This is a genomic window from Cytobacillus spongiae (assembly GCF_021390075.1).
This window is the reverse complement of the sequence record NZ_CP089997.1, coordinates 1,413,213-1,426,309: the sequence shown is the minus strand read 5'-3', so window position 1 is coordinate 1,426,309 and position 13,097 is coordinate 1,413,213. Positions and strand designations below refer to the sequence as shown.

15 protein-coding genes are annotated in these 13,097 nt (G+C 36.5%); 3 read left to right on the top strand and 12 right to left on the bottom strand.

Translation table 11 applies throughout. The features are described from left to right. Positions 1-185 precede the first annotated feature (185 nt). Complete coding sequence (locus LS684_RS07280) at positions 186-641, bottom strand: TlpA family protein disulfide reductase (protein ID WP_233810953.1); 456 nt, start codon at positions 639-641, stop codon at positions 186-188. Positions 642-777: 136 nt separating this feature from the next. Then, positions 778-1,323: a peroxiredoxin gene (locus LS684_RS07275; protein ID WP_233810952.1), complete on the bottom strand. Its 546-nt coding sequence runs from the start codon at positions 1,321-1,323 to the stop codon at positions 778-780. Between the two features lie 370 nt (positions 1,324-1,693). Here LS684_RS07275 and LS684_RS07270 point away from each other — a divergent pair, with 370 nt between their 5' ends. Next, positions 1,694-2,566 carry a mechanosensitive ion channel family protein gene (locus LS684_RS07270; RefSeq protein WP_233810951.1) on the top strand — a complete coding sequence of 291 codons (873 nt, stop codon included), beginning with the start codon at positions 1,694-1,696 and terminating at the stop codon, positions 2,564-2,566. 328 nt (positions 2,567-2,894) lie between these two features. Here the strand turns inward: LS684_RS07270 and LS684_RS07265 are convergent, their stop codons facing one another. The 7 genes from LS684_RS07265 to LS684_RS07235 all read right to left on the bottom strand — a co-directional run bounded on the left by LS684_RS07265 (position 2,895) and on the right by LS684_RS07235 (position 8,605). Then, positions 2,895-4,016, bottom strand: a complete 1,122-nt coding sequence (locus tag LS684_RS07265) for an N-acetyldiaminopimelate deacetylase (RefSeq protein ID WP_233810950.1) — start codon at positions 4,014-4,016, stop codon at positions 2,895-2,897. A 71-nt stretch (positions 4,017-4,087) separates the two neighbouring features. Beyond that, the gene (dapD, locus tag LS684_RS07260; protein ID WP_233810949.1) at positions 4,088-4,798 is read right to left on the bottom strand and encodes a 2,3,4,5-tetrahydropyridine-2,6-dicarboxylate N-acetyltransferase; all 711 of its coding nucleotides are present in this window, start codon (positions 4,796-4,798) and stop codon (positions 4,088-4,090) included. Positions 4,799-4,869: 71 nt separating this feature from the next. After that, on the bottom strand, positions 4,870-5,751 hold the full coding sequence (ccpC, locus tag LS684_RS07255; protein ID WP_233810948.1) for a transcriptional regulator CcpC: 882 nt from the start codon (positions 5,749-5,751) through the stop codon (positions 4,870-4,872). A 129-nt stretch (positions 5,752-5,880) separates the two neighbouring features. Next, positions 5,881-7,392 carry an MDR family MFS transporter gene (locus LS684_RS07250; RefSeq protein WP_267930380.1) on the bottom strand — a complete coding sequence of 504 codons (1,512 nt, stop codon included), beginning with the start codon at positions 7,390-7,392 and terminating at the stop codon, positions 5,881-5,883. Positions 7,393-7,616: 224 nt separating this feature from the next. Further along, positions 7,617-8,060 carry a cyclic-di-AMP-binding protein CbpB gene (gene cbpB, locus LS684_RS07245; protein ID WP_233810947.1) on the bottom strand — a complete coding sequence of 148 codons (444 nt, stop codon included), beginning with the start codon at positions 8,058-8,060 and terminating at the stop codon, positions 7,617-7,619. 73 nt (positions 8,061-8,133) lie between these two features. Continuing rightward, positions 8,134-8,277, bottom strand: a complete 144-nt coding sequence (locus LS684_RS07240; protein WP_233811728.1) for a hypothetical protein — start codon at positions 8,275-8,277, stop codon at positions 8,134-8,136. A gap of 91 nt (positions 8,278-8,368) precedes the next feature. Beyond that, positions 8,369-8,605, bottom strand: coding sequence for a YkuJ family protein (locus LS684_RS07235; protein WP_233810946.1), 237 nt, complete (start codon positions 8,603-8,605; stop codon positions 8,369-8,371). A gap of 192 nt (positions 8,606-8,797) precedes the next feature. Between LS684_RS07235 and LS684_RS07230 the strand changes: the two genes are divergently transcribed. Then, positions 8,798-9,757: an MBL fold metallo-hydrolase gene (locus tag LS684_RS07230; RefSeq protein WP_233810945.1), complete on the top strand. Its 960-nt coding sequence runs from the start codon at positions 8,798-8,800 to the stop codon at positions 9,755-9,757. A gap of 67 nt (positions 9,758-9,824) precedes the next feature. Further along, positions 9,825-10,067, top strand: coding sequence for a glutaredoxin domain-containing protein (locus tag LS684_RS07225; RefSeq protein ID WP_233810944.1), 243 nt, complete (start codon positions 9,825-9,827; stop codon positions 10,065-10,067). Positions 10,068-10,505: 438 nt separating this feature from the next. On the opposite strand, the gene LS684_RS07220 is transcribed toward LS684_RS07225, so the two are convergent. The 3 genes from LS684_RS07220 to LS684_RS07210 all read right to left on the bottom strand — a co-directional run bounded on the left by LS684_RS07220 (position 10,506) and on the right by LS684_RS07210 (position 13,000). Continuing rightward, positions 10,506-11,165 carry a DUF3993 domain-containing protein gene (locus LS684_RS07220; protein WP_233810943.1) on the bottom strand — a complete coding sequence of 220 codons (660 nt, stop codon included), beginning with the start codon at positions 11,163-11,165 and terminating at the stop codon, positions 10,506-10,508. 293 nt (positions 11,166-11,458) lie between these two features. Further along, entirely contained in the window at positions 11,459-11,698 is a 240-nt protein-coding gene (locus LS684_RS07215; RefSeq protein WP_233810942.1) for a hypothetical protein, read from the bottom strand. Positions 11,699-11,788: 90 nt separating this feature from the next. Further along, a complete protein-coding gene (locus tag LS684_RS07210) occupies positions 11,789-13,000 on the bottom strand; it encodes an EAL domain-containing protein (RefSeq protein WP_233810941.1) in 1,212 nt (403 codons plus the stop codon). Positions 13,001-13,097: the final 97 nt, after the last annotated feature.

The following is a 13,097-nucleotide window of genomic DNA, read 5'->3' as shown; positions in this document are numbered from 1 at the left end:
AATTCCCACTTTTATTTTCTACTTTTAGGAAATGACCTCGAAAATACCTCAAGTTCATACTTTAACGGTACTTTCATGCCAACATTTTTTTAAATGAACTTTCATGATACGTTATTTTCATTTGTTGCATAGAACAAAGAAAAACCTCAATTGCCAAGTAGCAATCGAGGTTTCACAGTCAAAACTTATTCACTTTTTTCCATTTCATCTAATACTCGGTTTACACGTTTTTCTAGCATCTTCATGCCACTTCCTCCAGCTTGGAAATGACGAAGGTTTCCTTCCTTATCAAACACATAATATGCTGGAACGTACTGATTTTCAAATGCTTCCGTTAGTTTATGCTCACTATCTACAAAAATTGGCTGACTAATACCGTGCTCATTTGCCGTGTTTTTAATTGCTTCAAGATCTAAGTCTTCTTCAGATCGTGGCATATGCACTGCAATTACGTTTAGCTTATCCTTGTAGTCATCTCTAAATTGATTCACCTGGGGCATTGCTTCTTTACATAAATAACAGCTGACAGACCAAAAGTGGATGAGGGTTGGTTTATCTCCAACTAAATCACTTTTAGTCACTTCTCCATTTAACCACTCAGTTGCACCTGTTAACTCAGGCATTTGCTCACGTAATTTCATTATAATTCCCCTTTCAGATAAGCAAGATGATGATTCAGCACTTTCTTATTGCAAGAAAAGACCTAACCATATTAGTTAGGTCTTTCTCATGAAATGACAAGCTATCTTTAACTCCCCATTCAAATTGCTGATCTAATTATGATAAAGTCTTTTGACCTGGCTTCCAGTTTGCAGGGCAAAGTCCACCAGTTTGAAGAGCTTGAAGTACACGTAATGTTTCTTCAACATCACGTCCGATGTTGTTGTGGTTAACAACAGAGTACATTAATTCACCTTCAGGGCTAATGATGAATAAGCCACGAAGTGCAATTCCCTCTTCTTCAATAAGAACCCCATACTCACGAGAGATTACGTGGTTCGTGTCTGCTGCTAATGGATAGTTAAGATCTCCTAATCCATTGTCTTTACGATCTGTTTTGATCCAGGCTAAATGAGTATGAATGGTATCTGTAGATACACCAACTACTTCTGCATCAAGATCTTCAAATTCATCGTAACGATCTGATAATGCAGTAATTTCTGTAGGACAAACGAATGTGAAGTCCATTGGATAGAAGAAAAGTACAGTCCACTTTCCGTTCTTCATGTTCTCTTCAAGGCTTACTTTTCCAAATTCTTTGTTCGGCATAACTGCATCCATTTCAAAGCGTGGAGCTTGTTTTCCAACCATACGTTCTGGCATGTTAAATCCCTCCAATATGTAATTTAAATGAGAAATAGGTTTGTCTATTCTCATTGAATTCCTTCATTCACAATCCAATTATATTCATTTTAAACAATACAGTCAATATCAAATTATAATAAAACTAAATTAACAATGATTATTGCTTTTCATCTATTCTTCAGATACCCACACCTACTCGAAATGAACTAAACCTTTTTAAGCTTGTCCATTTGCTTATTTTTCCATACTCAATTTTTAGTTTAACATGATTTTTGGGGGATATAAAATAATAAGCATTGTTTTTCGACAGCATGAACTAAAATAGTTATCATTTGGAGAAAACTTTGTTAAAATGATAAACTTAAACAAATTTATGGAGAAGGAAGGAATGATGGGATTGGATTTCATTCTTGGATTGAATCAAATTGGGATCGAATTAAAAGATTTTGATCTAGAAGGACTTCTTATTAAGACAGGCTATACCGTTTTAAAGCTGATTGCCATTTATATCGTTTATCTAATTGTAAAGGCTGCAGGCAACCGCATTATACATAGAAGTTTTGAAAGGGTTCAGCAAAGAGATAGAGTTTCAGAAGGTCGTGCCAAAACGCTCGAAAGCTTAACAAAAAATATTTTTTCATACGTTCTCATATTCATGATCATTGTAACGGTATTGCAAATATTTGACATTGAAGCAACTGCAATTCTAGCTGGTGCAGGAGTAGTTGGTTTAGCCATTGGGTTTGGAGCACAGGGGCTCGTAAGTGATGTCGTTACTGGTTTTTTCTTACTATTAGAAAAACAGCTTGATGTAGGGGATTATGTAACAACAGCTAGTTATTCTGGAATTGTCGAACAGGTTGGGCTTAAAACAACCCATATACGAGGCTTTGATGGAACATTACACTATCTTCCAAATCGAGAAATAACAAGTTTAAGCAATCATTCTAGAGGAAATATGCGCGCACTTGTTGATATCGGAATTTCTTATAACGACGATATTGACAAGGCAATCGAGGTACTTCAAGCTGCGTGTGACAAAGTGAAATCTTCTAACAAATCAATTGTAGATGGTCCAAATGTTCTTGGTGTTCAAACATTAGGAGCTTCAGAGGTCGTATTACGTGTTCTTGCAAAGACAGAGAATATGGAACAATGGGCTGTAGAGCGAGAGCTTCGTAAAGCCTTAAAAGAAGCGTTAGATGCAAATGGCATTGAGATTCCTTTTCCTCATCAAGTGTTTATCGAGAAAAAAGAGTAGGGTAATGAAGCGGCTGGGACATAACTAAATGACTCCATCTCAAAGACGAACAATGACTTTATTCAAATTTTTAGGTTGTAAAACAAGTTCGTTCCACCTGCGCTGCAGACAATCTCTTTCCGCGGGGAGGAAGCTGAGCCTCCTCGCTGCGCTTTGGTGTCTCAGCCTTTCCTCTATTTCCCTTAGTAGTCGATTGCCTTCCGCTCCATTCCTCTATTTTTAAAAATTGTTTTCCGAACAAACAAAAATACCCGAACGAGTAAAAGGAGATAACTCCTAATCGTTCGGATATACCATAGACTGAAATACGTAAGTCCCAGCCTCTTTACTAATTCCCTTTGAACTGAATATATTTTGAAATAAAGTCAATTGCATGATCAATGGCTTCCTCATTTGGATTTAGCTTTGCATGATGCAATCCATAAGAAGAGTCTACCCCGAGCCAAAACATAAACCCAGGTATTTCTTGCAGCATATAACCGAAATCCTCACCTGTCATGGCTTCTTTACACATAATTACTTCAACATCTGTACATTCCTTTAAGAATTGAACCCATTCAGTTGTTAAATCATGATGGTTATAGACTTGGTGGTACATAGCTCCGTAATCAATGTTCACTTCACATTCATAGCCTGCTTCAACACCTCGTACTAATGCCTCAATTCTTGATTTAACTTTTGCCATTGAATCGACAGACAGTGTTCTGATCGTTCCTTCTAATCTTGCTGTTTCGGCAATAATATTTTGAACCGTACCACCTGTAATTTTGCCTATCGTCACAACCGCACTGTCTAATGGATCTACATTTCTTGCTACAATAGACTGTAGCTGATTAACAAGTGAACATGCAGCAACAACCATATCATTTGTTTGGTGCGGATAAGCCGCATGACCACCTTTCCCTTTTAAATCAATAAATAATTCAGACGTATTAGCAAATAATAAGCCCTTTTTTATCGCTATAGAGCCGACAGGATACTCGGGAGCAATATGTAGGGCGAAAATCATATCTGGCTTCCACTTAGCCATAATGTCTGAATTTAACATGGGCTCTGCTCCGCCAGGACCTTCTTCTGCAGGCTGAAATATAAATAATAGATTATCCTGTAAAGGTTCATTTACTGCATGCGTTAAAACCCCAAGGGCAATGCTCATATGAAAATCATGACCGCAAGCATGCATCGCCCCTTTATGAGATGATGAAAATGGAAGCTCAGTTTGTTCTTCAATAGGTAAGCCATCGATATCTGCGCGATACCCAATCGTTTTTTGGGGGTTTATGCCTCGTACTAATACAAAAATCCCTGTTTCCCAAAATTCCATTTCTAGTCTTTCTTGAGGAAGTGTTTCTATGTAAGTTCGTAAATAGGATTGCGTTTTAAATTCCTTAAATCCTAGCTCAGGAATTTGATGTAGATCTCTTCTTATTTTTACAAACGGACTTTTCATCTGTTTCTCCTCCATTTATATGTAGAAAGAAAGCGTGGAGTAACATCCACGCTTTCTTTCGAACGTATTCATTATAATTGGCGAAGCTCTTGTTTAATTTCAGTTTTAGACTTTGTTTTCTCATCAATTTGTTTAATTACTTTTGCAGGTGTCCCGGCAACAACTGTATTAGGAGGTACATCGTCTACAACAATTGCACCTGCAGCAACAACTGCACCTTTCCCAACTGTTACACCTTCAAGAATAACTGCATTTGCCCCGATCACTACATCATCTTCTACAACTACTGGTTTCGCAGAAGGTGGCTCGATTACACCTGCTAAGACTGAGCCCGCTCCGATATGACAGTTCTTACCAACAGTGGCTCTCCCACCAAGAACTACGTTCATGTCAATCATTGTTCCTTCTCCTATTACAGAACCAATATTAATTGATGCTCCCATCATAATTACGGCATTATCACCGATTTCCACTTGATCACGGATAATCGCACCCGGCTCAATACGAGCTTTAATATTTTTTGTATCTAGCAATGGAATTGCTGAGTTTCTACGATCATTTTCAATTACATAGTCTTCAATTTTTTCTTTGTTTCCTTCTAGCGCAGTACTAATTTCACTCCACTCTCCGAAAACAACACCAGTATTACCTGTAATAAATGCTTTTGAGCTTTGACCAAAGTCAATTCCCTCTATATCTCCTTTTACATAAACCTTAACAGGAGTAGATTTTGTGCTGTTTTGAATAAACGATATAATTTCGTTTGCATCCATCATTTTCATAAGACAAACCTCCATTATGTATATGCTAGCATTACTTTAACAAACAAAAGCACTTTAAACAAGAAAAAACATTAGTTTCCTTCTTCGATATGCTCTTTAATCAATTCTACAAATGCTTGAACCTGCTTTAACTGAAAGGCTGACTCATATCCAAGCATCCACGTGTCCCTTTTTATCGGTTCATTATGCTCATCTAATAAAGGAACTTTGAAAATATCCTGCTCAGCTCCATTAAGTGTAATAGCAGGTAGAATGGCATAACCAATACCATTAAACGTCATTTGTTTACAGGTTTCAATTTGATCCACCACAATGGTCCTTTTTGGAACTGTTTGGAATTGACGGTGCCACCAATCTTGGATTTCTTGATAATAATTCGAATCGCTCTTAAATTGAATAAACGGACGGTCGGTTTCTAACACCTGCTCTGGTCGCTGAATTTCTTTGTCTACCAAAAACAAGCTATCTTGAAAAAGATGGATTTTTACTCCTTTCCAATCCGGTGTTCCTCGAATGATACCGATATGCACTTGGTCTTCATAAAGAGCTTTTAATATTTCACTGCTCCATCCAGTTATTAAGGAAATCTTAGCTTGTGGGTATTTGCTAACAAATTTCTTCAACACCTGGGGGAGCCAATTCTGTCCGACAATCGATGCCACCGCGATTTTCAATGTTCCATGAACCTCTGAATTGAATGCTTGGATGGATTCACGTACTTTCTCTTCTTTTGCTAATACATCATTTACAAAGTTTACTATTAGCTCTCCAGCCGGTGTGAGTGATAGCCCTTTCTGTGAACGTAAAAAGAGCTTTGTACCCCATTCTTTTTCGATCGACTGTAGTCTTTGTGACAATGCTGGCTGTGATACGAATAATCGTTCTGCCGCCTTTCTCATATTCATTTCTTGAGCTAATACGGACAGGAGTTGAAATTCGGATAATGAAGACATAGACTCACCACTTTATTAATTTTCATACAATTGTAAGCTAACTCTTTGGTAAAATTCCTCTCATTTGAAAGAAGGAGACGTAACCTGTGAGTAACCTCATAGTTATAGATACTCAGACACCAAAATACTTTAAGACTCTTTTCTAGGAAGAAATATAATTAACATTAAACTAATCATAGCAAATAAAAGAACTACGTAGTAAACCGTATGTAAAGAAACCGTTAACCCTTCTTGTAGAAGCTCTTTATGCGACTCTGTTAGCTGCTCTCTGTCCTTGTGTTTTAGCAAGCTATTTACAGAATCTACAGAAGCGACCCCTTTTCCTTCTTTTGTTAAATATAACTGAATTTGACTGTTCAAAATACCTCCAAGTAATGCTGCCCCTATTGTGTTTCCTAGATTACGCATAAACATATTTGATGCTGTTGCGATTCCCCTGTGTTCCCAGTTAACCGAGCTTTGAATTGAAACGATAAATGCAGTAGAAGTTAACCCCATTCCAATACCCACAAAAAAGGAACCGGCAGCGGCATAAATAGGTCCTAACTCAGGGGATAAGGTAGCAAACTTTCTTCCTCCACATACGAGGAAAAGTCCACCAATAAGCGACGTATTTCGAAAACCAATTTTTAATAGCAGTTTACCGGCAAGAGTCGAAGCAATTGGCCATCCAATTGACATCGTAGTCAATGTAAATCCGGCTATAATAGGGGATTCTTCCATAACCCCTTGAACGAAGGTAGGGAGAAAGCTAGAAAGACCTATTAATATGATACCTGTTGTTAAAGATACCAAATTCGCAATAAGGATTGACTGATTATTCCAAATGGCAAACGGCATCATTGGCTCCTTAGCACGCCTCTCTTGTAATACAAATAGGATGAATGCCAGCAAACTGATCCCAAACATACCGATAGTCTGACTAGAAGTCCAAGGCCAATTGGTCCCACCTTCCACGAGGACAATCATTAATGATGAAATCGCTACAGTTAATAAGATGGCACCAGGATAATCAATATCATGCTTTTTCTTCTCAACGTTTTCATGGAGAAACAGCCATATGCCGATCATAGCTAATATACCTAATGGTACATTAATCCAAAATACAAAACGCCAGCTAACATATTCAACTAATATTCCGCCCAAAGCTGGACCCATAACAGCCGATATCCCCCAAACACTTGATAAGTACCCTTGGATTTTAGAACGTTCTTCTTTTGTGTAAATGTCCCCTACAATGGTTGTGGCAATTGGCATCACAGCACCTGCTCCAAACCCTTGGATGAAGCGAAATAGAATCAGCATTTCCATCGTTTTCACCGTTCCGCACAAAATTGACCCAACTAAAAAGATTAAGATTCCCATTATAATAATTGGCTTTCTACCAAATAAATCTGAAAGTTTCCCGTAAATGAGGACAGTGACGGAGTTCATTAATAAATAGGCGGAAAACACCCAACTGTAAAGAGAAAACCCTCCCAAGTCTCCTACAATTGCAGGCATAGCCGTTGCTACGATTGTAGCTTCAATAGCTGCCATAAACATTGCAAGCATCACGGAGGCTAATACGAAGCCCCTTTTTGTTATTTTTTTCTCAGTACTATCTTTACTCTCTACTTTTCTTTTATCTAATTGTACCAAGTATCTTAAGGCCCCCTCTCAACGAACTATGCATATTCCCCCTAATAGGAAAGAATAGAGAAACACAAATAAAAAAAAGATCCAGCAGCCAGCTCCAGTCGTTTGAGTAGCTTCACTTCCATAAATATTTCATGAAAATCAATAAAATATAGCCCCCATCAACAGTTGGGGGCTATGGAATGACACTATACATTTTTCTAGTTACCAAGTTATTGACTTTTGAGTTATTTATTCAATCGTCTAACATGCTTACTCAATTGCTGTAGTACGGCTCTTCTTGTTAATATTCCTTCGAAACAACCTTCTTCATTTTCCACGCATAGAAATGGATGATCAACTAAAAGGTCAATACAGGCTTTCAACGTGGAATCTAACTTTAATCGTGGAAGCTTAGTATTCATAATCGATTCCACTTTAATTTCCTCGAGGTTCTCGAATTCAATTCGTTCAAGACCAAGAATTGAATCCATAATAATTGGGGTACTAATTAAACCTCTAAGCTTATAGTGTGGATCTAATACAGGGATAGCCGTGTACCCACTTTTCGTTAAAACAAGAAGTGCGTGCTCTAAATTATTCCCCACTTGAACGTGTGCAACTCGCTCTGAAGGAATCATTAATGCTGAAAGATCAATTTCTAAAAATTCTCCACTATGAAGACTAATCATTGCCGAAAACTCCTTGGTTACGTTTTCATTTCACCATTTAATTCTAACACAGTTTTCAGCATTATGCTCTTCTTTATCCTTTACTGGTATGGATATCCTTCTGTACAAACAAGCAAACCTTGCACCGATAGATCACATTTTGATTTGATTGCGCAGTTAATACTTCAACTATCTCTTCTTCACTTTCACATCTTGGACACTTTACAATTGGCATCATCTTCACATCACCTCTAGTCTATTTTCCACTAAAAATGAAGATATAATAACCAACGCAAAAAAGAAAAGGAGCCCTAATGGCTCCCAATCAATTATTGAATGAGATCAAAAATCTCAATCGTGATCATGTCAATATTATCAAATTGATACCTTTTCGGCTTCTCTTTATCCTGATAAACTTCTAACTCAAAAGTTTCTGTTTTTGGATGATAAGTGACCTGACATTTTCTTTCACCATTTACCTCAAAAAATCGCTGTGACGGTTCGCTCCCGTTAGCTTGTTCTTGAAGGTTTTTCAATCTAGTTAAAATCCCTTGAAGCTGTGACAAATGCTTCCTCTCCTTTCAAAAGCCAAACATCTTTACTTATAGGTTTCTCTTTTGACATGTTTCTATCCAAAACAGTTCCGTTAGAAAATATTTTCAGAATATTCTACCTTTAAGCTTTACATGCCAATATTAACAGCATAAAATAATATATGGTATGAATACAAGTAAAACCTTATAAAAGGATGTGTTTTTTTGAAGAAACCTGTAGAGATTGCTAAAAATATATACTTAATTGACGATTTTGATCTAAAGATGCCTGAAAGAACTGGTACATATGTTTTAAACGAACAACAATTAACCATCATTGAAACGTGTGCAAGTCCCTCAGTCCCCTATATATTAGAAGGTTTGCACGCTCTTGGTCTAGATCCTCAAGATATCCAATGGATTATTCTCACACACATTCATTTAGATCATGCAGGCGGTGCGGGGCTCTTTTTACAGCATTGCCCTAATGCCAAAGTCATTGTGCATGAAAAAGGCATGCGGCACTTAGCGGACCCTTCTCGATTAATCTCAGGGGCCCGAGCTGTTTATGGAGATAAGTTTGATGCGTTATTTGACCCAGTTCTCTCGATTCCAAACGATCGACTATTAGTGAAATATGATAGAGAAGAGCTACAGTTAAGCAAAGATTGTACACTTCAATTTTTTTATACACCCGGACATGCTGACCATCATCTAAGCATTTATCATAAGCAAGTAAACGGAATGTTTACTGGAGATACTGCCGGTGTAAGGTATCCACAGCTTTCAAAAGACCAAATTGAGCTATACCTTCCATCCACATCACCAAATCAATTTTCTCCTAATAAAATGCTTGATTCCGTACAACTTTATGAAAGCATGAATTTAGATTTTATATTCTTTGGTCATTATGGGCTGAGCGATACTCCTCAAGAGGTGTATAAACAAATAAGGTACTGGCTCCCTATTTTTATAAAGGAGGGAGAAGCAGCATATGAATTGGGTAGTAATTTAATGGAACGAATAGAGCTCACTTCATCTAGATTAATTCACCTTCTTACTGCCCATTTAGCGAAAAGTGGTATTAATAAAGAACATGGTGTGTTTCAAGTCCTTCAACTAGATATTAATGTTTGTTCAATGGGGATAGTTGACTATATTGAAAAACAATTAAAACTACAATAGCATATTCATTGCATTTGCCCCCTTGATGCATCTATTATAGAAAAAAACAGATGATGGAGGAACGAATTTGCCAAAGGTGCTTATGTATACACAACCTGATTGTCCCCCTTGTGAAATTACGAAAATGTTCTTAACTGAACACAACATTCCATTCGTAATAAAGGATATTAAAATGGACCCAAAAGCTCGACAAGAATTAACCCACAAATACCAGTCTTACTCTACTCCGACAATCATTATAGATGATCAAGATATTATTCGTGGATTTGACTTAGAAATATTAAGTGAGAAATTAAATATTTCTAGGTAAAATTCTTCATTCTACAGACTATGGGCACACTCTTACATTTCCGTTTGCCTATAGTCTATTTTGTATTTGTTATAGTTTTACATACAAGTGCTACCTGCATTCATTGAACCGTACATCCGATTTTTTTCAAAAAGAGGCTGAGACATAACTACTTGACTCCTTCTCAAAGACGAACAATGACCTTTATAAAAATATTTAGGTTGTAAAAACAAGTTCGTTCCATTGCGATGTGGGGTCCCAGCCTTTCCTCTATTTCCCTTAGTAGTCTAGTGTCTTCCGTTCCATTCCGCTATTTATTAAAAATTTGTTTTCCGAACAAACAAAAATACCCGAACGAGTAAAAGGAGACAACTCCTGATCGTTCGGATATACCATTGATTGAAATACGTATGTCCCAGCCTCAAGTTTTTTATCATTTATTTAGGTTGTATTATTAGACTAACGGACAAAATGATCTGCCCATTGTTCATTTAGAGCCACAGTTGATCCAAATTTCAAGAGTGCTTGTAGTGGCCTAAAGAAATATTCTAGCTGCAAGAACGTTTGATCAAGTAATGATTGATAGTCCTCTCTCTTTTGGTCTGTTAGCTTTTCATTATTTACTTCTGAAAGAATATCTTCTGGAACATCATTATAAAGTTTTTTTGTGACCAATACTCCTTCAGAGGTTTCCTCTAAAAGCAAGCCATCATAATGATCAGAATAAGACACAGGTCCTTCATTATTTGCCGGGAAAAATTCAAATACATATACCAGATTGTCTTCCCTTACGATTTTTGTATCGTCTGTATAGCTGAAATACGGTATATAAAAAAAGGCAAAGTCAGTTCCAAAAGTGATAAATTGACCATTAAAGGAGTGTAGGTTCTCCTCAAGAAACAATTCACTGTATTCTTTGGAAAAATACGGTGATAGAACCTTGTTTACTTCTTCCATACTCCTTTCCTTTTCACTCAATGAAACTTGTGCTTCAAAGGCAGATTGAAGAAATTTAAACATGTCTTTACGTTCATCTATCTCTTTGGCTGAATAGTTCGAAGGGAAAAGAAAAAAAATTCCGAAAAACAACATTATAAATATCCCTGGATGTTTATTCATCACACACTCTCCTTACTACTCTAACTCTGTACTTATTATTGTATCAGCAAAAAAAGGGCCATATGACCAAAACCATTCGTAAAATAACTCCAGCATTAGACACGTTCACCATATATATTGTTACATTTACCCGAAAACCTACAGCATATAACAAAAACCATCAAACTCATTTGTACATAATGGCATTGGACGAAAGAAGTTCATCTAATAACATTTATATTTAAGAAACAAATCAAACAAAAAGGCGGCAGAAATCTCCAATCAGGAGAAGATCTGCCGCCTTGATTTTGATCTTAATAATTCGTTGATAGAGCAATAAAAGTGATAATTAATAGTAACAAGACGAAGAATATGCCATACGTCAAAAAGACAGGATTTCTTGTATATGGATGTTCTTCGACTCGCTTATCAATTTTCGTATCCAAATTGCTTTTTACTACCTTTTGCTGCTTAGTAATGCGTAGTGTGTATACGAGGGAAAAAACAAGAATTCCAGTTGTAACAATTAAAATCATTGTCATATATATGCTCATTTAGTATCTCTCCTTTAAGGAAAGTGTCATTACTTACTTTCCTTCAGAGCGAGTATTTCTATTCATCCTCTTGCGTGAAGATGTTACCATTTACAGCAAGTCTGCATTCTCATACAAATAAGCATATGCTAAGTCAACAAAGAGAAAGTCACCCGAGTTTAATGGAAATGAAAAGGTACGGATGGATTCTCCTGTTTCAATATCACTATAGAGATCTGACAGCAGTCCCCTTTTTTCCTTCCGCATCCTTACAATATTCTCTAAGAAATATGGTCGCCAGCTCCAGTTTTTAGACATATATTCAGGCTGAACGGTCCATTCTTGTTCAAATTTAATTATGTTTGGTGACTTTTGAAAACCATCTTCATCACAAACATATAATCTAAATGCCATATGTTGAATTTCAATAGCTAACTCCTTTAGCATTCCTTCATAATCTTCTATTCGATTTTTTTGGATAAAATCACTCATTTTCCGATGAAAAGAGTCTGTGATACTGTGTAGTTTTTCTAATTTATTTTTTTCATAAGAAATAAATTGATGACATTCTTTTTTCAATTTATCTTTTAATAAATTCCTATTTATGAATGATTCAGCCGGTTTATGCAAATAATACCCTTGATAAAAACGGCCACCGTTTTTCCATGCAAATTGAAGTTGGTACACCATCTCAATATTCTCAAACAGCAAACTTGCTCCTATCTTTCGAGCAAGGATCGAAAGTGAATATAAGACATCCTGAAAACGAGTCGCAGTTTCAGTGGAACGTAAAGCTAATAAGTCAATTTTCATTATATCCGGTGCTAACTGTCCAATTCGCTCAAAATGACTGCTATCATTTCCAACTTTATCAATCGCAATTTTCATTCCATACGTTCTGTAATAATTTAATAAATTATCTAAATGGTTTAGATCTTCATTGAAATTCTGTTCGGTAATTTCAAGAACGATTCGATTTAATTTAATCCCCTTTTCTTCGTACCCCAATAATAGCTTTAGTAATAATTCTCCGTTTTCGTGCATAAGTAAATTCGCATCTCTATTTACAAATAATAGTACATCGTCTTCTAGACCTAATGCCTGATCCAGAGCTTTCGTTAAGACAATGTTATCAACCTCTAACCGGTATTCTTCCGGAATGGACTCATCTAGAAAAAAGGGACCTAAGCTTTCAACCCCATCTTGACTCTTATATCTGCCTAATACTTCATAACCAATCACTCGATGCTCATCTGCACTAAAAATGGGTTGAAAATAAGGGTGCACGTTGTCTAAATCAGTTAAGATATCCAATGCATCCATAATAAAGCTTCCTCCATATACGTTCATATGTATGATTATACCACACCGAACGATTAAACACTTTAAATCCTCTGGTAAAAGTATTACATATTAATTA

Excerpts from the sequence above, each read along its gene's own strand:
- LS684_RS07280 (WP_233810953.1), bottom strand. The coding sequence starts at position 641 with ATGAAATTACGTGAGCAAATGCCTGAGTTAACAGGTGCAACTGAGTGG.
- LS684_RS07275 (WP_233810952.1), bottom strand. The coding sequence starts at position 1,323 with ATGCCAGAACGTATGGTTGGAAAACAAGCTCCACGCTTTGAAATGGAT.
- LS684_RS07270 (WP_233810951.1), top strand. The coding sequence starts at position 1,694 with ATGATGGGATTGGATTTCATTCTTGGATTGAATCAAATTGGGATCGAA.
- LS684_RS07265 (WP_233810950.1), bottom strand. The coding sequence starts at position 4,016 with ATGAAAAGTCCGTTTGTAAAAATAAGAAGAGATCTACATCAAATTCCT.
- dapD (WP_233810949.1), bottom strand. The coding sequence starts at position 4,798 with ATGAAAATGATGGATGCAAACGAAATTATATCGTTTATTCAAAACAGC.
- ccpC (WP_233810948.1), bottom strand. The coding sequence starts at position 5,751 with ATGTCTTCATTATCCGAATTTCAACTCCTGTCCGTATTAGCTCAAGAA.
- cbpB (WP_233810947.1), bottom strand. The coding sequence starts at position 8,060 with ATGATTAGTCTTCATAGTGGAGAATTTTTAGAAATTGATCTTTCAGCA.
- LS684_RS07240 (WP_233811728.1), bottom strand. The coding sequence starts at position 8,277 with ATGATGCCAATTGTAAAGTGTCCAAGATGTGAAAGTGAAGAAGAGATA.
- LS684_RS07220 (WP_233810943.1), bottom strand. The coding sequence starts at position 11,165 with ATGAATAAACATCCAGGGATATTTATAATGTTGTTTTTCGGAATTTTT.
- LS684_RS07215 (WP_233810942.1), bottom strand. The coding sequence starts at position 11,698 with ATGAGCATATATATGACAATGATTTTAATTGTTACAACTGGAATTCTT.
- LS684_RS07210 (WP_233810941.1), bottom strand. The coding sequence starts at position 13,000 with ATGGATGCATTGGATATCTTAACTGATTTAGACAACGTGCACCCTTAT.